The sequence below is a fragment of the Pseudomonas cerasi genome (assembly GCF_900074915.1).
Lineage (GTDB): Bacteria > Pseudomonadota > Gammaproteobacteria > Pseudomonadales > Pseudomonadaceae > Aquipseudomonas > Aquipseudomonas cerasi.
Genome location: NZ_LT222319.1, coordinates 2,132,734 through 2,152,583, shown reverse-complemented (window position 1 = coordinate 2,152,583; position 19,850 = coordinate 2,132,734). Strand labels below are relative to the sequence as shown.

16 protein-coding genes and 1 pseudogene are annotated in these 19,850 nt (G+C 59.7%); 10 read left to right on the top strand and 7 right to left on the bottom strand.

Annotation, left to right across the window (positions count from 1 at the left end; genetic code table 11):
• The first annotated feature begins 6 nt into the window (after positions 1–6).
• Positions 7–1,422 carry a lipid II flippase MurJ gene (locus PCPL58_RS12375; RefSeq protein ID WP_065349516.1) on the top strand — a complete coding sequence of 472 codons (1,416 nt, stop codon included), beginning with the start codon at positions 7–9 and terminating at the stop codon, positions 1,420–1,422.
• Here the strand turns inward: PCPL58_RS12375 and PCPL58_RS12370 are convergent.
• On the bottom strand, positions 1,356–2,309 hold the full coding sequence (locus PCPL58_RS12370; RefSeq protein WP_065349515.1) for a LysR family transcriptional regulator: 954 nt from the start codon (positions 2,307–2,309) through the stop codon (positions 1,356–1,358). The two genes, PCPL58_RS12375 and PCPL58_RS12370, sit on opposite strands and share 67 nt — an antisense overlap.
• 128 nt (positions 2,310–2,437) lie before the next feature.
• Between PCPL58_RS12370 and PCPL58_RS12365 the strand changes: the two genes are divergently transcribed.
• From PCPL58_RS12365 to PCPL58_RS31505, 6 genes are all read left to right on the top strand, one after another.
• Complete coding sequence (locus tag PCPL58_RS12365) at positions 2,438–3,598, top strand: TDT family transporter (RefSeq protein ID WP_065349514.1); 1,161 nt, start codon at positions 2,438–2,440, stop codon at positions 3,596–3,598.
• A 65-nt stretch (positions 3,599–3,663) separates the two neighbouring features.
• On the top strand, positions 3,664–4,596 hold the full coding sequence (locus tag PCPL58_RS12360; protein ID WP_065349513.1) for a hypothetical protein: 933 nt from the start codon (positions 3,664–3,666) through the stop codon (positions 4,594–4,596).
• A gap of 68 nt (positions 4,597–4,664) precedes the next feature.
• Positions 4,665–5,009: a DUF7693 family protein gene (locus PCPL58_RS12355; RefSeq protein WP_003436314.1), complete on the top strand. Its 345-nt coding sequence runs from the start codon at positions 4,665–4,667 to the stop codon at positions 5,007–5,009.
• A gap of 514 nt (positions 5,010–5,523) precedes the next feature.
• A complete protein-coding gene (locus PCPL58_RS12350) occupies positions 5,524–6,741 on the top strand; it encodes an aldose 1-epimerase family protein (RefSeq protein ID WP_003436312.1) in 1,218 nt (405 codons plus the stop codon).
• Positions 6,742–6,906: 165 nt separating this feature from the next.
• Positions 6,907–7,584 carry a type 1 glutamine amidotransferase domain-containing protein gene (locus PCPL58_RS12345; RefSeq protein WP_002554135.1) on the top strand — a complete coding sequence of 226 codons (678 nt, stop codon included), beginning with the start codon at positions 6,907–6,909 and terminating at the stop codon, positions 7,582–7,584.
• A 126-nt stretch (positions 7,585–7,710) separates the two neighbouring features.
• The gene (locus tag PCPL58_RS31505) at positions 7,711–7,860 is read left to right on the top strand and encodes a hypothetical protein (RefSeq protein WP_002554136.1); all 150 of its coding nucleotides are present in this window, start codon (positions 7,711–7,713) and stop codon (positions 7,858–7,860) included.
• Between the two features lie 7 nt (positions 7,861–7,867).
• Here the strand turns inward: PCPL58_RS31505 and PCPL58_RS12335 are convergent.
• The 3 genes and pseudogenes from PCPL58_RS12335 to PCPL58_RS12325 form a co-directional block, all read right to left on the bottom strand.
• A pseudogene (locus tag PCPL58_RS12335) lies at positions 7,868–8,804 on the bottom strand (LysR family transcriptional regulator).
• 77 nt (positions 8,805–8,881) lie between these two features.
• Positions 8,882–10,099 (bottom strand): cyanate transporter, encoded by a 1,218-nt coding sequence (locus PCPL58_RS12330; protein WP_065349512.1) that lies wholly within the window; start codon positions 10,097–10,099, stop codon positions 8,882–8,884.
• A gap of 113 nt (positions 10,100–10,212) precedes the next feature.
• Positions 10,213–11,304 carry an MBL fold metallo-hydrolase gene (locus PCPL58_RS12325; protein ID WP_065349511.1) on the bottom strand — a complete coding sequence of 364 codons (1,092 nt, stop codon included), beginning with the start codon at positions 11,302–11,304 and terminating at the stop codon, positions 10,213–10,215.
• A gap of 194 nt (positions 11,305–11,498) precedes the next feature.
• Here PCPL58_RS12325 and PCPL58_RS12320 point away from each other — a divergent pair, with 194 nt between their 5' ends.
• Complete coding sequence (locus tag PCPL58_RS12320; RefSeq protein WP_065349510.1) at positions 11,499–12,113, top strand: TetR/AcrR family transcriptional regulator; 615 nt, start codon at positions 11,499–11,501, stop codon at positions 12,111–12,113.
• A gap of 26 nt (positions 12,114–12,139) precedes the next feature.
• Here PCPL58_RS12320 and fahA read toward each other — a convergent pair whose 3' ends face one another.
• Both fahA and hmgA read right to left on the bottom strand, forming a co-directional pair.
• Positions 12,140–13,435, bottom strand: a complete 1,296-nt coding sequence (fahA, locus tag PCPL58_RS12315) for a fumarylacetoacetase (protein ID WP_065349509.1) — start codon at positions 13,433–13,435, stop codon at positions 12,140–12,142.
• A complete protein-coding gene (hmgA, locus tag PCPL58_RS12310; protein WP_058416937.1) occupies positions 13,435–14,739 on the bottom strand; it encodes a homogentisate 1,2-dioxygenase in 1,305 nt (434 codons plus the stop codon). The genes fahA and hmgA overlap by 1 nt, the downstream gene beginning before the upstream one ends.
• Before the next feature lie 140 nt (positions 14,740–14,879).
• Here hmgA and PCPL58_RS12305 point away from each other — a divergent pair, with 140 nt between their 5' ends.
• Complete coding sequence (locus PCPL58_RS12305) at positions 14,880–15,671, top strand: IclR family transcriptional regulator (protein WP_003370434.1); 792 nt, start codon at positions 14,880–14,882, stop codon at positions 15,669–15,671.
• A 1-nt stretch (position 15,672) separates the two neighbouring features.
• On the opposite strand, the gene PCPL58_RS12300 is transcribed toward PCPL58_RS12305, so the two are convergent.
• Positions 15,673–17,244, bottom strand: coding sequence for a sensor domain-containing diguanylate cyclase (locus tag PCPL58_RS12300; RefSeq protein WP_024662292.1), 1,572 nt, complete (start codon positions 17,242–17,244; stop codon positions 15,673–15,675).
• A gap of 356 nt (positions 17,245–17,600) precedes the next feature.
• On the opposite strand from PCPL58_RS12300, the gene PCPL58_RS12295 reads away from it, so the two are divergent.
• A complete protein-coding gene (locus PCPL58_RS12295) occupies positions 17,601–19,799 on the top strand; it encodes a putative bifunctional diguanylate cyclase/phosphodiesterase (RefSeq protein ID WP_044308535.1) in 2,199 nt (732 codons plus the stop codon).
• Positions 19,800–19,850 lie beyond the last annotated feature (51 nt).

The following is a 19,850-nucleotide window of genomic DNA, read 5'->3' as shown; positions in this document are numbered from 1 at the left end:
CAGACGATGCTGGGTTCGACACTTTGGCTGACACTGGCCACCCTTACCGGTCTGGCTGCCGGATTTGCCCGCGAATGGCTGCTGGTGGCGGCCTGGGGTGCCGGAGGTCAGAGCGACGCGTTTCTGGTTTCGATGTTCCTGCCCGAGGCGCTGCGCATGTCACTGGCCGCGGGCTTGCTCAGCGCCGCTGCCCTGCCCCTTTATCAGCAGCGCAGCGTTGAACGGCAACGGCGCTGGCTGGGAGGCATGGCACCGCGTCTGTTACTGACCGGGCTGGCGGTGAGCGTCGTTCTGCTGTTGAGCGCAGAGGGACTGGTGCGGCTGATCGGTCCGGGGCTGGACGCCGATGGCTACACGCAGGCTGCCAGTGGCTTGCGCTGGCTGGCATGGTGCGCTCCGGGCTTCATGCTGCATGCGCTGTTTTGCGTACCGCTACAGGCTCGCTCGCGCTTCGTGCTGGCCGGGCTCGGCTCGCTGCTGTTCAACCTGCCGCCGGTCATCTACCTCGCCACATTCAGCCATGCCTCGACGTCGACCGGGCTGACCAGCGCGTGCGTGCTGGGTAGCGTGCTGATGCCGGGTGTGCTGTTGCCCGCCTTGTATCGTTCGGGCTGGCGGCCCTGGCAGTGGCAATCGGAAGCGGGCGCAATGCGTGAGCTGTTGCAGCGTATCGGCCCGCTGCTGAGTAGCAACCTGGCCAGCCAGGGACTTGCCCTGCTGGAGCGCATGGTGGCTTCGCTGCTCGGCGAAGGCGCGGTGACCTGGGTCAACCTGGCGCGCAAACTGATCAACCTGCCGTTGATTGCCTTGATGAGCCTGAATCAGGTGCTGCTCGGCCTGATGAGCGGCAGTGCCGGCGATCAGCGCCTGTCGTTGCTCAAGCGCGGGCTGGGCAGCGCGACCTTGCTGACCTTGCCGGCAGTGGCCGGCCTGATCGGTGCAGCCGGGGTGCTGGTGGCCCTGCTGCTGCCCAACCAGACCCAGGGCGGGCCGCTGCCGGAACTGCTCGCCTGGTTTGCCGTGCCGCTGATGTTCGGTGCCTGGAATGCCTTGCTGGCGCGCTATGCCTACGCCGCTGGCGACACGCGCCTGCCGCTCAACTGCGAGCTAGTGGGCAGCCTGTGCAATGCACTGCTGCTCGGCGCACTGCCCTTTGCCTTCGGCCTGACCGGCATTGCCCTCGCCGCGCTGGGCGGCGCGCTGGTCACCGGCGTGCTGCTGATGCGTCGCCAGTCGTTGCTGCATGTCTTGCCGTGGCGCAGCCACTGGTTACTGGCCAGCCTGCTGATGGCTATCGCCGCCCTGTTGCTGCATCCATTGCACGACACCTGGCTGCAACTGGGCCTGAGCTGTGTTTACGGCGCGCTGCTGCTGGTCGGGCTGGCGTTGTGGCTCAAGCCATGGCGTAACGTGTCAGCCTGATCGGCAGCCTGGCGGCAGGCCTCCCTGAAGCGCTCCAGGCTCGGCGAGATGAACTTGTCGCGATGCCTGATCATGAAGAACCGGCGATTGAGCGGCGGCAACGGGCTGGCGAGCGTGCGCAACTGCCCGCCCGCCAGCAGGTCGGCGACCACACGACGGGACAGGCAACTGATGCCAATGCCTTGCGCGAGGGTGCGCATAATCGCTTCCGAACTGCCTACCTGACGCATGTCCTGCAGGTCATGCAAATGCCTGAGCAGCAAGTGTTCGACCTCTTCGCGCGTCCCCGAACCCTGCTCACGCAGCAGCCACTCCGCGCCCTGCAGTTCGCCCAGTGACACGTATTCCTGCTCGGCCAGCGGATGGGCGCAGCCGGCGACGATGACCATTTCATCGACCAGCCACGGCTCGGCGATCAACTCCGGCAGATGACAGGGTGCCTCGATGAGCCCCATGTCTATTTCAAACTGCGCAACCTTGCGCGCGATCAGCGCGCTGTTGCCGATGTCCACATCGATTCGCAGTTGAGGCGTCGAGCTGCGCAATGCTCCGACGATCTGTGGCACGACGTAATTGCCGATGGTGCTGCTACTGCCGATGCGCAGCCGAGCCTTCAACGCCGCGTCGGGCAATAGAAAGCTGTCCTCGATCTGCTGGGCGTTTTCCAGCATTTTCATGGCACGCGGCAGCAACGTCTGGCCGCTGTCATTCAGAACCAGGCGTTTGCCAACCCGGTCGAACAAACGCGTACCCAGCGCGCTTTCAAGCTCGTTTAATGCTGCGCTGGTGGCTGATTGGGACAGTGCTAGAGCGCTGCCTGCGCTGGTGGTGCTGCCACAGCGGGTGATCGCGCAAAAAATCTGTAATTGCCGCAGGTTGATTCTCAAGGCCGTCTCTCTCGCCGGGTAGATCTACCTGAAAAACAGGTAACGATGAGAGAGATTACCCGTTTAGAAGATTGACTGTCGATCCGTAGACTGATGGCACATCCCGAAATCACCCGCAGGAGACTGCCATGAGCAGACTCGCAATCCTCATCAAGGGCAACGCCCCCTTCACAGCGCTGAACAGCCCGCTGGAGGCGATTCGGCAATTCACCCCCAACTGGTTCGCCGTGACCATGGGCACCGGCATTCTGTCGCTGGCGCTGGCGCAACTGCCGGGTAGCCCTGCCCCGCTGCGTGCGTTGGGCGAAGCGCTGTGGTTCCTGAACATCGCCCTGTTCACGCTGTTCAGCGTGATGTACGCCAGCCGCTGGTTGCTGTTTTTCCATGAGGCGCGTCAGGTCTTCGGGCACTCCACCGTGTCGATGTTCTTCGGCACCATTCCCATGGGCCTGGCCACCCTCATCAACGGTCTGCTGGTGTTCGGCCCGGCGCGCTGGGGCAGTGCCATTGTTCCGGTTGCCGAAGCCTTGTGGTGGCTGGACGTGGCGATGGCCCTGGCGTGTGGGGTGCTGATCCCTTTCATGATGTTCACCCGTCAAGAGCACAGCATCGAGAAGATGACCGCGGTCTGGCTGTTACCGGTGGTGGCGGCCGAAGTTGCAGCGGCCTGTGGGGGATCGCTGACAACGCATCTTGCGACCGCTGACTCGCAGTTCACCGTGCTGATCACCAGCTACGTACTGTGGGCCTACTCGGTGCCCGTGGCGTTGAGCATTCTGGTGATTCTGCTGTTGCGCCTTGCGTTGCACAAACTGCCCCACGAAAGCATGGCCGCCTCCAGTTGGCTGGCACTCGGGCCCATCGGTACAGGCGCACTAGGCATGCTGGTGATGGGCAGCGACGCCCCGGCCATCTTCGCCGCCCACGGCCTCGCATCCATCGGCACGGTAGCAGCAGGCATCGGTATGGTGGTCGGTATGCTGTTCTGGGGGCTGGGTCTGTGGTGGATGGCGCTGGCCGTGCTGATTACGGCGCGCTACGTGAAACAGGGCATCGGCTTCAACCTGGGCTGGTGGGCGTTCACCTTCCCGCTCGGCGTGTATGCAGTGGCGACGCTCAAACTCGGCGCTAACCTGCATCTGGGCTTCTTCGATGTGTTTGGCACGTGGCTCGTTGCGCTGCTGGCACTGATGTGGTCGGTCGTGGCGGTACGTACTCTGGCCGGCGCCTACCGGGGTTACCTGTTCGTCTCGCCGTGCATTGCGGCACAAGAAGGTGTCCGCCGGTAACTTTCCTTGAACTTACTTCTACGACGAGACGCCTGAGAGAAATATCTTCATGACAGAGAGCTCTCATGCCTGACTCAGCAGTATCCGCCAGCCATTTTTCCGGCAATCACGCCGCTCGCGATGAAAACATCGTCATCAACTCCTACACCACCGTACTGCGCAAGACGGGTGTTCCCCATGAACTGTTCGCGACCTACTGGCGCGACGTTCATGGCCCGCTGTGCGCCAGGCTTGAGGGCCTGGGCTGGTACGTTCAGCATCACCTGACGCGCGAAAAGGACGGCCACCTTTGGCCAGTCATCGAAGACGTTAAGGCATTACCGGGCTACGTGCTGGATGGTGGTGTGGAGATCGGCTTTCTGTCCGCCGATGCGCAGAAACAATTCAAGGATGCCAGCGCCCTGCTGTTCTCCGACGAGCAGAATATGTTCGAAGAAACCATCGCCTACGACGTACCGGATGGCTCCAGCACCCTGGTGGATCGCCTGCCTGACCCGATCCCCAACGAAACCGCCACACTGGACAAGATGCATCTGCACTTTCATCTCGCCGGCGATGATCTGCCCGCAGCCCGCAAAGCCATTGAGCAGCTCGCCCGTGACATGGCCGGTTCCGAGGCTGTACTGAAACTGCGCCTGCACCTTGCGCAACCCTACGATAACGCCAAGCCTGCGCCGCCTGCGCCGGACGTTAATCATGAGGTCGAAGAGTCGCGCCTGAATATCGTCATGATGGAGTTGGTGTTCGAATCGGCCTGGACGCGCAGAACCTATTACGCCAGCGAGCATTTCAAGACGATCACCCAAGGCATCAGCAAGCATGTTCGCTACATCACGCCGTTCGGTGTCAGCGGCGTCTACACCTACGTGCGCGATGCGCTGATGACCACTGCCGGTGTGCGCGGCAGCAGGCAGGCCGAACTGATCCGTCAGTTGGGTGCGATCAACCAGACCCGGCCCGAGATCGAAAGCCTGTTTGGTGCGCCGTCGACGTTTTGAAGCGTCTGCTTTAACCGGCACGATTCGGAATCGTGCTTTACTCAGCAAAATGGATTTGAGTGACGCCTGTGAAAGCTCTGACGACTCGTGAGGTGTATCAGCAACTGCGGGATGCTGCGATGGGTACTCGGTCGCTGAAGCTTATCGGCACATCCTCCGGCTTCGGGCTGCAACAGGTCGAGATTGACGGCTGGTTGCTGACGCTGGAAGTCACCGAGGGCAGCCCGACCCGCTGTCGGGCATGTCGCTGTCCGCTGGGTCGGGAAGGCTCGTTCGAAAGCTGGCTGCGCACTGATCCGGTGAGTTTGCTCAGCGGTTGGGAGCATGCGCAGATCGAGCGGTTGCTGGGTGAGGCGGCAGCCGAGCGGCTTGGGCTCGATCAGGTTCGGGGGCAGTCACCTGAATCTCGATGACCGGTGATTAACGTGCCTGGCTATACTCGGCGAGGCACCTCTCGTTCCTCATCGTCCGCGCTCATCGTTATACACAAATCTGCTTTTGATGCTGGCCGGAGGCCGTGGGAGCAAACTTGTTCACGAAGGGGGCTGTGGTATCAGGTGGATTCAGGTTCGACTCCGATTCTCGTTCCTCACGCTCCGCGTGTGAATGCAGTTCGTGACGCTGTGCGTCACACAGCAGTTTTTCTTTGTCAGGTGGATTGAGGTTTGACTCAGGTCACCTTTTCGCCCCTCGGCGACTCACTTTGAGGGACCAACGTGAGCAACGTCCCCGCTCCTGCTTGCGGCCCGACTTCGTTGGGTTCCTTCGCCCTGTCACTGACGTCGCACTCTGCGTCGTCAGTGCCATCGTGGTTAAAAGCGCTGTGCCTGGACTCTGCCCATTGCTGAATCGTTTAACTCGGCGTTAAATAGCTGTTCAGACGGTATGCAACACCATAATTCCAATAATTACAGAAGGACCATCACCATGAAATCCCTTCCTCTGCTCGTAGGCCTCGGCGCTCTTACAGCCGCTTCCAGTGTGTTTGCCTGGGATTATGTGCTGCTCGACACCGACAAGGCTGCGCAGAATCAGCAGATCACCAGTCAGCAGCTGGGCGTGAAGACCGACAAGCCGTTCACTGTCACGATGCGTACGCTGCATGGCGGTCGTCAGGAAGGCGTGAGCATTATCGATATCGATAATGGCACGATGAAGCTGTCAGTCGTCCCGACCCGTGGCATGAACGTGCTGCAGGCATCAGTCGGCGATGTGCGCATGGGCTGGGATTCTCCGGTCAAGGACGTGGTCAATCCGGCCTTCATCGAGCTCAATGGCCGCGGCGGCCTGGGCTGGCTGGAAGGTTTCAACGAGTTAGTGACCCGCTGCGGCTATGAGTGGGTGGGCCACCCAGGCATGGACAACGGCGAGCTGCTGACCCTGCACGGCCGTGCGGCCAACATTCCGGCGAGCAAGGTGACACTGCAGATCGACGAAAAACCGCCCTACGCGATCCGCCTCAAAGGTGAATTGAAGGAGCAGGCGTTCAAGAAGGTCGACTTCTCGGTGCAGACCGAACTGGTCACCGAGCCAGGCAGCACGAGCTTTTCGCTCAACGATACGCTGACCAACAATGGCGACTATCCGAAAGAATACCAGGCGCTGTACCACAGCAACTTCAGCACGCCGTTCCTCGAACAGGGGGCGCGTTTCGAAGCGCCGGTCAAGCAGGTCTCGCCGTTCAATGAAAAAGCCAAGGGTGACCTGGGCGACTGGCAGACCTACCGCGCACCGACGCCGGATTACGACGAGACGGTCTACAACATCGTGCCCTACGGCGATGCCAAGGGTGACACGCTGACCGTGCTGCACAACAAGGCTGGCAGCCTGGGCGTGTCGGTCGGTTTCAATACCAAGCAGTTGCCGGTGTTCTCGCTGTGGAAGAACACCGACACCAAAGGCCAGGGCTACGTCACCGGACTGGAACCGGGGACCAGCTTCTCCTACAACCGCCGCTTCCAGCGCCCGCTGAATCTGGTGCCAACCATTGCGCCGAAAGAGCAACGCCAGTTCCAGATCAGCTACAGTCTGCTGGCTGACAAAGGTGCTGTCGACAAAGCCCTTGGGCAGGTCAAGCACATTCAGGACGGTCGCGAGACCGAAGTGCGCAAAGAACCGCTGGTGGATCTGACCAAGGAGCAATGATCCTCATCCGACGTTTTTAAACGCAGCGGTGAAACAGGGCCGGATGTCGACGCACGTCATTGTGTCGACATCCGGCCCTGCTCGTTCCGGTGGTAAAAAATTCTCACAACACTTGAGGTTTTTGCCTGTCTACACCCTCTCACCCCTTCGAAGACGAGCATGCACATGAAAATCCTGATGGTTTTGACATCCCATGACCAACTGGGCGACACCGGCAAGAAAACCGGTTTCTGGCTCGAAGAGTTCGTCGCGCCGTATTACGCGTTCAAAGAGGCCGGTGCCGACGTTACGCTGGTCTCTCCGAAAGGCGGTCAACCACCGCTGGACCCGAAAAGCGATGAGCCTGACGCTCAGACCGACGACACCAAGCGCTTCTCCAAAGATGCCGATGCGCAAAAAGCGCTCGCCAATACGGGCCTTCTGTCTGGCGTCAATGCGGCCGATTTCGATGCCGTGTTCTACCCGGGCGGTCACGGCCCGCTGTGGGACCTGGCTGAAGACAAGGACTCCATCGCGCTGATCGAGGCCTTTGCCAAGGCAGACAAGCCACACGGGATGGTCTGCCACGCACCTGGCGTATTGCGTCACGTAAAGTCGCCGGACGGCCAGCCGCTGGTCAAGGACCGCCGTGTTACAGGCTTCACCAACAGTGAAGAAGAAGCGGTCGGCCTGACCAATGTCGTGCCTTTTCTGGTCGAAGACACGCTCAAGCAACTGGGCGGTGACTATTCCAAGGGCGACGACTGGGGCGTCTACGTGCTGACCGATGGCAAGCTGGTAACTGGCCAGAACCCGGCCAGCTCTGCGCAGGCGGCCAAAGACTTGATCACTCTGTTGAGCTGATTGATGTGCGCGGTTCAGCGTCCGACGCTAACAGCACCGGGCAATGAACCGCGCGTCATTTAAATCGAATCTTGCACCCGCCACACTGACCAATAACCACACCCCCCGACAAAAAGGAATACGGTCATGGCAGATGAATCCAAACGCGAAGACCTCGATCACAAACCGGAAAACGCCGGCAAGGTGGGCGAGAAGAACAAACAGCTCAATCAGCAGGGCGAACAGGCCCGACCTGCCACCTCACCCGACCCGCAGAAAGACAAGTCAGGCAACTGACAACCCGTCAGAGCAAGCCGCGTTCGGCACACACCTTCACGACTTGTTCACGCAGCCAGCCGCTGGCTTCGTCTCGATCCGCCTGGGCGCTCCACAGCATGTCCAGGCTGAAGCCAGGCAGGTCAGGTGGCAGTTCGAATACGGAAATCCACGGTTCATTACCCAGCAGCGTCTGAATACGCCGTGGCAGAACCAGCATGAAATCGGTGCCTTCCAGCAATTGCAAGGCCGCCCGATAGCTGTTGGCCCGCGCGACAATGTTGCGCTCCAGACCCTGTCGCTGCAGCCAGCCATCCACCATGTTGGTGTCGGACGTCCACGGCGTCGGGTAGACATGACGATGCTGGACGAAGGTTTGAATGTCGATCAGGGCGCTGAGCGGCGCGAACCTGGAGTCCATGACGCAAACCAGATCATCCTCCATCAACACCTGCGAAATCAGACTGTCCGGGACTCGGTGAAAGCCAGGCCCGAAGCACAGGGCGAGGTCAAAACGACCGTCGTTCAACTGCTCGGCAGGCAACTGCTTCTCAAGTTTTTGCACATTGACCGTCACCGAGAAACCAGCGGCAGCGAAGTCACGCATCAAATGCGGCAATACCAGCAGCTCGAAATACTCCGGCGCACAGACCGTGAAGGTCGTTTGTGTGCGAGTCGGGTCGAACAGATCGAGGCCGTCATGGCACATGATTGACCGAGCGGAGAATCTGCTGCACATGGTCGTGCATGGCCAATGCCTTGCGGGTCGGGCGCATGCCGTTGCGGGTGCAGATGAAAAGGTCGTCCTCGAAGTTCGCCCGCAGCTTTTTCAGGCAGTAACTGACCGTCGACTGGCTGACATGCAACGCTTCCGCGACCAGGGTCAGGTTGCGCTGCTCATACACCGAGACAAAGACCATCAGGTCCTGCATGTCCAGCTTTCTCAGGGCATTACTGTTAAGCATCAAGGTATCTCGCTGGCGCTGTGACCAGGCGGTCAGGTCAACGCGCACAAGATAGCATCAAAATGCGATCATGCCGCCTATCTGCCAGTGATGACAGGTTCGTCGAGTGCGTCGCGCAGATGATCAGCATAACGCCGGGGGTCGAGTCGCACCACCATCAACAGCATGACCGCGACCAACGCCATCAGTGAACACCATGCACCCGCAAAGCTGCCCGTCAGGTCACGAATCACTCCGGCAAGCAGCGGCGACAGGCTGGCGATCAGATAACCCACGCCTTGCACGAATGCCGTCAGGCTGCCCGCCTGCTGTGGGTCATCGAAATGATCCATGGACACGATCAGGCTCATCGGAAAAAGACCGCCAATCCCCAACCCCAGCAGGCATGCCCACAGCAGTCCCAACTGCTGCGGCATCAGAATCAGCCCGGCAAAGCCGGTCATCATCAACAGCAGCAGCACAACCAGCGCCACGCGCTTATCGCGACTGCGGTTGGCCAGCACCGGCACCAGCAGACCCGATACGACCTCCATCAGGGTCAGAAAACCCAGCAGCAGCCCTGCACTCTGCTCACTCCAGCCGTTCTCCAAATAATACGGGGCCAGCCAGGCCAACACGCAGGTATAGGACGCAGTGCCGAGGCCGAAGAAAACCCCCAGCATCCAGGCCCGAGGCGTGTGGAAGAAAGTCTGCCGGAGCCCTGCAGTGGTTGACGCATCGGAGCGCAATACGCGCCGCTGGGCAAACCAGAAGCACATTGCCAGAAGAGCCAGTAGTGACCAGACCGCCAGGCCGAAGCGCCAACTGCCACTGCTACCCATCACCACGGGGCTGAATGAAGCGGCCAGCGCGGCCCCGCCCATGATCGCAGTCACATACAAGCCCATGCACAAGGAGACGTTGGCTTTGAAGCGCGATTTGATCAACGCGGGCATCAGCGCCTGAATCAAGGCAATACCCAGCCCCGCCAACACAGCGCTGAAAATCAGTTCGGCAGCAGAATCCACAAACAGACGCGTCAGGGTTGCCAGACCGATAAGCGCCAGTGAAAGCATGATGCTGCGATACGACCCCAGGTAGCGAGCGATGCCCATGCCGAAAAACATTGCCAGTCCCATGGCCATGACCGGCAGCATGGTCAGCAACGACGCCGTCCCGAAACCCAGCGGGACGTCCAGCCGAATCGCCACCAACAATGGACCGACAGCGGCCATCGACGGACGCAAGTTGAGCGCCACCAGTATGACACTGATCATTAACCCCATATTCTGAACCACCGAGCCACGCATCTGCATACCTTCACCCTCCCTGTCGAGGGTCACGATTAGGCCGGGCGTGTGCTCAGGTGACAAATCAAAATCTGGGCCCTGCTATTTAAAAATCAGTTCATCGTTACCAGAGTTGGTTTTCAGGCGTTCTGACGACGGCAGTTGCAGGGTTCTGCGCCCTCCGTCTGTGCGGTTTCAGACTCAACCACCTCATCCACGCCCAACCACCAGGTCAGACCCCGACACGGGTACTGCACATAAAACGGCTGGCCCATCATCGGCGTGGTGATCAAGACATTCTGCTCCCAGGCCAGGGCCAGAATGCGATCGAACGGCTCGTGCCAGGCATGCATCGACAGGTCGAAGGTGCCGTTGTGGATCGGCAACAACCAGCGACCGCGCAGGTCCAGATGCGCCTGCAGCGTCTGCTCGGGCTGCATGTGCACATCAGGCCACTCGACGTTGTAGGCGCCGGTTTCCATCAGGGTCAGGTCAAACGGCCCATATTGCTCGCCGATGGTCTTGAAGCCATCGAAGTAACCGCTGTCGCCACTGAAGAAAATCCGCTGATCGCCATCGATCATCACCCACGACGCCCACAGCGTGCGGTTGCTGTCGAGCAGCGTACGCCCCGAGAAATGCTGCGAAGGCGTGGCGACGAACTCGATGCCCGCCACTTCGGTGGACTGCCACCAGTCCAGCTGACGCACCTTGTGCGCAGGCACGCCCCATTCGATCAACGTATCACCCACGCCAAGCGGTGCCAGAAAGTGCTCGGTCTTGTCGGTCAGCGCCTTGATAGCCATACGATCCAGGTGGTCGTAATGGTTGTGCGAAAGAATCACCGCCTTGATCGGCGGCAACTCTTCGAGGTTGATCGGCGGCTGATGAAAGCGCTGCGGGCCCGCCCACTGCACGGGCGAGGCACGTTCGGCAAACACGGGGTCGGTAAGCCAGAACTGATCGCGCAGTTTGAGCAGAACGGTCGAATGCCCCAGGCGATACACCGTGTTGTTCGGTGCCGCCAGCAATTGCTGACGCGACAGCGGCTGTACCGGAATTTCGCCTGCCGGGCGTGTGTCCTTGGGTTTGTTGAACGCCTGATCCCAGAAAATACCGAGCGTGCGAAGCAGACTCGACGGCTTCATGGTGGCGTGATTGCGGTATCGCCCTTCGTGACGGGACAAGACAGGCAGTGTAGAAGAGTCCTTTTTCTGATGTGTCGAGGCCATGGTTCGCTGACTCCTGGGGGCAGGTTGAGGCTCCAGCCGTGCATACTTCGTACGTGATCCTGTTGCAGGATGTCCGAGGGAAAATATGTAACAGTGTTTTACACTACACGGTGTAGTTTTAAGCTTGCATGATCCTCGGCGACAAGTAAACTGCTGAGTGTAATTTTCTCTAAACGCACGTTTGAAGCGAACCTATGACCGAACCCATGCGCCTCACCGATCAGAAACGCGAATCCATCGTCCAGGCGGCTATCGCCGAATTCGGCGATCGTGGCTTCGAGATCACCAGCATGGACCGGATCGCCGCGCGGGCCGAGGTTTCCAAACGTACGGTGTATAACCACTTCCCCAGCAAGGAAGAACTGTTCGCCGAGATGCTGCAGCGCCTCTGGAGCTGCGCCCCACCGCAGGCCGAAGTGGTTTTTCATCCACAGATCGGCTTGCGCGAGCAGTTACGGGAATTGCTCTGGGGCAAGATGCGCAACCTGACCAACAGCCATTTTCTCGACCTGGCCCGCGTGGTGGTCGGCGCGACCATTCACTCCCCCGAGCGGGCTCAGGTGTGGATGGCGCGTATCAATGAACGAGAAGAAACCTTCAGTGCCTGGATTCGCGCCGCGCAGAAGGATGGCCGTCTGAAACCGGTCGACCCGGCCTTTGCCGCGACGCAGATGCATGCATTGCTCAAGTCATTCGCGTTCTGGCCGCAGGTAACGTTCAGTGCGGCCTTGCTTACCCCCGAGGAGCAGCACACGGTGGTCGAATCGACGCTGAACATGTTTCTTGGCTGGTACGAAATAACCCGCTGACGTTGCAGGAGCCGAGCACGGTATTCTCAGTCGAGCACAACGCCCCGACACTCACCAAAGCCAATCGAGGCATACCCGTCGCGATGACAACGGGCACGCAGAATCACCTCGTCGCCACTTTGCAGGAACATCCGTACTTCGCCGTTGGGTAGGGTCACCGGTTGTTTGCCGCCGGCGGTCATCTCCAGCAGGCTGCCGTACTGACCTTCTCCGGGACCGGACAACGTACCGGTGCCGAGCAGGTCACCCGGCTGCAACCTGCAGCCGTTGACGCTGTGATGCGCGACCATCTGCGCCACTGTCCAGTACATGTTCAGCGAGTTGCTCAGACCCAGCCGGTGAGGCGCCAGCCCGTCGGCTTTCATCCGTGCAGTCAGCAGCAGCACTTCCAGCTCGATATCCAGCGCCCCACCCTGCTGATCGTGGTCATCCAGCAGATAGGCCAACGGTTGCGGATCGCCGTCCGGACGCGGCGGTTGGGCGCGACGAAACGGTTCAAGGGCTTCGGCAGTCACCACCCAGGGCGAAATCGTGGTGGCGAAGCTCTTCGACAGAAATGGCCCCAGTGGCTGGTACTCCCATGCCTGTATGTCACGCGCCGACCAGTCGTTGAGCAGGCAGAACCCGGCAATGTGCTCGGCGGCCCGATCGATCCCGATGGCCTCGCCCTGGACATTTCCCGGCCCGATCCAGACCCCTAGTTCCAGTTCGTAATCGAGGCGTTGGCAGGGACCGAAAACGGGCGACTCCTGACCTGCCGCCAGGGTTTGTCCGCTGGGGCGCCGCACAGCCGTACCCGAGGGACACAAGGTCGACGCTCTGCCGTGATAGCCGATCGGCACGTATTTGTAGTTAGGCAGCAGCGGGTTGTCCGGGCGGAACAGCTTGCCGACATTCAGCGCATGATGAATACCGACGTAGAAGTCCGAGTAATCACCTACCCGAGCGGGCATGTGCAACGTGCACTCGCTCATCGGCAGCAACAAACCGGCCATACCCTGCAGCCTGTCGCGCTGCGGGCTGTCTTCATCGAGCAACTGCAACAAGGCGGTGCGCAATGCCTGACGCGCTGCGGCACCCAGCGCAAGAAAATCATTGAGCTGGTCGCGGCTGGCAACGTCGGCAACGTCGGCGGCCTGTCCCTGAAACACCCCGGATTCTGTTGCCGCGTGCAGATCGAAAATCCTGTTGCCTATCGCCACTCCGCCACGCGGGCCGGTCTGGCCGTGACTGAACACGCCCAATGGCAGGTTCTGCAAAGGGAAATCGGCATGCCCGTTGGCAGATTCGACCCAGCTACGACGCTTGAACGCGGTATTCATCAGCGTGGCTCCCTGGTAAACGTTCTGGCCATGTCCTTCCAGCAGGCATCGTAATCGGTTTGCAGTTGCGGGCAGTCGAGCGCGTGACGACTGGGGCGCAAGACCTTGCCGGTCTCGAACATGAAGGCCATGGTGTTGTCGATCCTGTGCGGTTTCAGCTCGGCGGCAATAGCCTTTTCGGCGGTGACATTATCGGGGCCGTGCGCGCTCATGCAGTTGTGCAGCGAAGCGCCACCGGGCATGAAGCCTTCGGCCTTGGCATCGTACGCGCCGTCGATCAGGCCCATGAACTCGTTCATCAGGTTTCGGTGGAACCACGGCGGGCGGAAGGTGTTTTCCGCCACCATCCAGCGCGGCGGAAAGATCACGAAATCGATATTGGCCTGGCCGTGAATAGCCCCCGGTGAGGTCAGCACGGTGAAAATCGACGGGTCCGGATGATCGTAGCTGACGGTACCGAGGGTGTTGAAACGCCGCAGATCGTACTTGTAGGGAACGTTGTTGCCGTGCCAGCCCACCACGTCAAACGGTGAGTGCTCCAGTTGCGTCGACCACAGCTCACCGAGGAACTTCTGCACCAGTTGCATTGGCTGGCGACTGTCTTCGAACCAGGCGACCGGGGTCAGAAAATCACGTGCGTTGGCCAGCCCGTTGCTGCCGATCGGGCCCAGTTCCGGGAGGCGCAGGGCGCAGCCGTGATTCTCGCAGAGGTATCCGCGGGCGCTGCTATCGAGCAGGTGCACGCTGAACTTCAAACCTCGCGGCAGGACGGCGATTTCCAGGGGTTCGATGTCCAGCAGGCCCAATTCGGTGACGACTCTGAGCCGGCCCTGCTGGGGCACCACCAGCCATTCGCCATCCGCGCTAAAGAAAGCTCGCTGCATGGAGATGTTGGCGGTGTACAGGTAAACGCTGACGCCCTCGGCCTGCTCCGCCGCCGAGGTGCTGGCGAGAGGGATGAGGCCGTCGATGAAATCGGTCGGCTCTGTCGGGATATCGAAGGCATTCCAGCGCAACCGGTTGGGGTTGATCGGCCCCTGCTCCCGACCGGCGATCTGCAGATCCATGCGCTGGTAACGCGGATGGGCTGCCGATGGGCTGATCCGATACAGCCAGGTACGTCGGGCTTCGCTGCGCGCAACCGTAAATGCGGTGCCCGAGAACTGCTCGGCATACAGGCCCAGCGGATGCTTCTGCGGCGAGTTCTGACCAATCGGCAAGGCACCAGGCAGCGCCTCGCTGCTGAACTGGTTGCCAAAGCCCGACTGATAAAGCAGTGCGTCGGAACTGGAGTGGATAGCCATCTGGACCTCTTGTTGTTGTGGGGTCGGACACAGACACGAGGAAACATCATTTAACGTAAACAGATTACGCATAACGTAATTTGAGTTTGCCAGCCGGTCAAGCTATAAAGCTGCCTTTCCCGATCGGCGCACAACATCCCATGACCCAGCAAACCGAAAGCCCCGCAGGCGGACGCCAGCAGAAGGTCCAGGCCGCCGAAGTCGGGCTGGGCGTGCTCAAGGCGCTCGCCGAACTCTCCCCTGCCACGTCCCTGTCGAGACTGGCCGAACACCTGGGCATGCCCGCCAGCAAGGTCCATCGTTATCTGCAGGCGCTGATTGCCAGTGGCTTTGCCGAACAGGATGCCGTCAACAATCACTATGGGCTGGGACGCGAGGCGTTGCAGGTCGGGCTGGCCTCGCTCGGCAAGCTGGATGTCCTGAAGGTATCGGCCCCCTGGCTGGCCAGCCTGCGCGACGAGTTGAATCAGACCTGTTTTCTGGCGGTATGGGGCAACAAGGGGCCGACCGTGGTGTATGTCGAGCCCTCGATGGGTGCGGTGACGCTGGTCACGCAGATCGGCTCGGTGCTGCCGCTGCTTGGCTCGTCCACCGGCCTGGTGTTCGACAGTTTTCTGAACGGGCGCGAAACCGCTGCGCTTCGCGAGCAGGAAGTGCCGTTGCTGAGCACCGGCCAGCTGCGTGAGGTCGAGCAGCATGTCGAGCAGATTCGTACCACCGGCGTGCACCAGATTCAGGGCCTGCTGATGCCGGGTATCAATGCAGCCTCGTCACCGCTGTTCGCCATGGGTGACAAGCTGGTGGGGGTGATCACCGTGGTCGGGCCGGGATCGGTGTTGAACGACGAGACGCAGAATCTGGCGGCCAGGCGGCTTTTGCAAACGGCGCAGGCCATCAGCGAGCGTATGGGCGGTAGCCGTCCGTCAGACTGACTCAGGAAGAGGCGGTTGATACCCTGGCGAAATGGCTCGCTCCATGCCAGCCGTGAATCAGCCGACCTTCGACGCGGTTACGCCCTTTGGTTTTGGCCAGGTAAAGCAGCCGATCCGCTTCCGCCAACGCGGCGGTATGTCCATCCTTCTCTGCTGCGTTGATCGACACCACGCCCGAGCTGATGGTCAGTTTACCCAGCGGGCTGGCCGAGTGCTCTATACGAGTGGTTTCAACGGATGATCTGATTTTTTCCGCGATCTTCAGCGCCCCTGCCAGGTCGGTTTCAGGCAGCAGAATGACAAACTCTTCGCCGCCGTAACGTGCCGCGATATCCCCAGCCCGGTCAAGACTGTTGCCTATGAGCCCAGCCACTTGCTTCAGGCAGTCGTCTCCCTGCAGATGACCGTAGGTGTCGTTGTATTGTTTGAACCAGTCAATATCCAGCAGAATGATCGCGATAGTTGCAGTATTCCGGCTCGCCCGCCCCCACTCCTGCTGCAAGGCCGCATCGAAGCAGCGTCGATTGGCCAGGTGCGTGAGGCTGTCCGTGTGAGCGATGATCTCCAGCTCGTTCCTGGCGATGTTCAGTTCACCTTCCGCATTGATCAACTGCTGGATTTGCCGGTACAGCAGGACGCCAAGCAAAACCAGCGCAAGGATAATGATGCCGGTGATGGTCATGGACCGGTGTGCATAAGCCCACCAGGGCGCGAACACATGCTGACAGGAGACGCCTGCAGCGGCGACGATCGGCAACCCGGACACCCGCCGATAGGCGTAGATCCTTTCCACCCCGTCCACCACGGAGTTGATCACCGCGGTGCCGCTGTCGCTGTAGGGCAGATAGCGAGTGAAGATATCGCCCTTGGCGACATTGGTGGTCATCAGTGCGGTTAATGTGGGGCGTCGCGCCAGCAGGTCGCCATTGCTCAGAGCGAGAAAGATTACCCCCTTGTCGTCTACATCCATGCGCTGGAAAAACGCCTGGAAATAAGCCACCGGTACGGTGGCCAGTGCAACGCCAGCAAAACTGCCATCCGCAGCATTGATACGCCGACTGACCGGGATGACCATGTCCCCGGTATTACGGCTTTCTACGATAGACCCTACATGAATGGACGGGTCAGGGTTATCGCGATGGTAAATGAAGTAATCGCGGTCTTCGTTGTTTCTGGTGTGCACGCCATTGGCAAAGGAATTGGCGACCCAGTTGCCCTGAGCATCGTAGATGAACAGCCCCTGAAGCCCTTTGACGTTTATCAGGTCTTGAGCCATCAGCCTGGTCAAGCGGCTTTGCTGCTGGCCTGCGACCCCGTCCTGTTCCACACGCTCGACAAGGTCACGCAGCGTATTGTCAGCCTGTTGCAGGGTGTCTTGAGCCTGCTGCTCAGCGGCAAGCACGATATTGGACACCGCAATCCTGGCGGTGGCCGCGCGCTCGAGCTTCGACTGGTTCATCTGCCAGACGGTAGCCAGGGTCAGCGATAGACAGACCAGGGCAATGAAGCCGATCAACGCTTTGCTGAGCGCCGAAGGTGTAAGCCTCGTCGAAATAAAGGAAAGCCGTTTCATAGGGTTGTCATCAAATTGGCAGTGAACCCCGCCATGCAGTTTCCATACCTTAGCGCCACTCACCCGAACACGTTGTTACACCGAGGTCACGCGGGGCTTAGTTGAATGAATGCCCCGCAGGCTAGTTGCTCAAGAAGTCATTACAGGTATTCGGTTTTTTGACGATACAGCTTCTAAGCTGCTAGAGACAGCTACCGATACACTACTGTGAGAGGTGCTGCAATGTATCAAACTTTGCTTTTCCGGCATGGCGCAAGCGCGTGTTGGCAGGGTGTCTTCACCGATGCCGGCACAGCGGCATTGTACATCGATCGCTTCGCGTTTCAGGCGCGATCAGCTTATATCGATGACCTCAAATGAGTACTTACCCAGTCGGCGATGACGACGAAGAGCGTATTCGGATTTTGAATGCTTTTTCGTTGATGGATACCCCACCTGAGCATGAATACGATCAGATCGTGCAAATGGCATCGCGGATTTTCGACGCGCCCATTGTTCTGATTTCTCTGGTTCATCGCGACCGGCAATTCTTCAAGGCGCGCGTTGGCCTCGATGTCTGCGAAACGGGCCGCGACGTCTCATTCTGTAATTTTGCGCTGATGGGCCGTAACGTTTTTCTGGTGCCTGATGCATTGCAGGATGAGAGGTTCCGCTCAAACGCTCTGGTGGTAGGCGCTCCCTATATTCGCTTTTATGCCGGGGCGCCACTGATAACCCCCAGCGGTCATGTGTTGGGCAGCCTGTGCCTGATCGACAATAAACCTCGGGAGACCTTCTCGGAGCGAGACCAACTGATTCTTCAGGACCTGGCGGTCATGGTCATCGAAAGAATGGAATTGCGTCGGCTCGAGCTCGAGAATGAAGACAGCCACGCCCGCTTCATGAATATCACCTCGACCTCACCCGACGCGATCATCTGCTCGGACAGCAAAAACCGGATCATCTCATGGAACAATTCGGCCGAGCTCATTTTCGGGCATCGATCCGAGGACGCCATGGGAAAGCCTCTCGATATCATTATTCCGCCCGAAATGCGCTCCAGACATCATGCAGGTCTGTCGAGGGTGTCTGCAGGCGGCCCGGCCTCCATTATCGGAAAATCCATCAACCTGACGGCCATCCATCGCGACGGTCATACAATCCCCATCGAGCTCTCGCTCTCACAATGGACGTATGCCGGCGAGCCACAATTCGGAGCGATCATTCGTGACATCACCCAGCGTGTCGAGGCGGACAAATTACTCAAGCATGCGGCTGAATACGATCATCTGACCGGCCTTGCCAATCGATCGACGCTCAAAAGGCGGATCAAGGAAGCGTGCGGCGCACAGCTTTCGGCGGCCATCCTGCTGATCGACCTGGACGGCTTCAAGGACGTCAACGACACGCTGGGCCACGCTGCGGGGGATTTTGTGCTCCAGGTGACCTCTCTTCGTCTTCGCGAAAACGTCCCGGCCAGCCATATGGTCGCGCGTCTGGGCGGCGATGAGTTTGTCGTGTTCCTGTCAGACACGGCAGACCCTGACAACGCGACCAGGCTGGGCCTGGAGCTCATCGCGGTCATCGAGGAACCGATTGAGTTTGAAGACAATTCAATCTACATCGGCGCCAGCATCGGCGTCTCCGTAAGGTCCGGCTGCGACTACGACGAGGAGCAAATGCTCGGCAATGCGGATCTGGCGCTCTACCAGGCCAAGTCTGACGGACGTTCCCTTGTTCGCACCTTCACCTCCGAGCATCGACAGACCGCGTCAAGAAGAGGCGCGCTCAGCTCATCGATGCGTCAGGCGTGGGCCAACAAAGAGTTCGAGCTGTACTATCAGCCTCAGGTACGCCTTGCGGACGGTCGTATTACTGGAGCCGAAGCCCTTATTCGCTGGAACCATCCGACACTGGGCGTGGTGTCCCCGGCGGTTTTTCTACCTGCACTGGAAGCAGGTCTTCTTGCGGTGCCGGTGGGCGAATGGATCCTGCGTTCAGCCTGTGAGCAGGCAGCGCAATGGAGAAATACCGGCTGTGACGAATTCCGCATCGGCGTCAACCTGTTCGCCGCGCAGTTTCGCATGCGTGACTTTGCGGAAATGGTTGAAAGTGCGCTTGAAGACTTTTCCTTGCCAGCACACGCTCTTGAGCTGGAGATCACGGAAAACATCATCCTGCGAAACGAACAGCGCATCATGGAACCGCTGCGCCACCTTCGCTCATTGGGAGTGGGCATTGCATTCGACGATTTCGGTACCGGCTATGCGTCCCTGAGCCTGCTGAAAGACTATCCGGTGACACGGCTGAAAATCGACCGCTCATTCGTAAGTGGCGTTGAGCGCAGCAAAAAAGACGAAGTTATCATCGAGGCCGTTATCAGGCTGGCGAACGGCTTCAATCTCCAGGTCACGGCAGAAGGCATAGAGACCCGCGAGCAGGAAAGTCTGATGCGTCATTATGTGTGCGACGAGGGTCAGGGCTATCTGTATGGTCGTCCCATGCCGGCGCATGAATTTACCGAGCGTTATATCTCGTCTCACAATCGGCAGGCTGACGTGCTCAAGCACAAATGACTCAGAACGAGCCTGAGCAGGCTCGTCTGATCGCGCAAGGCGGGCACTTCC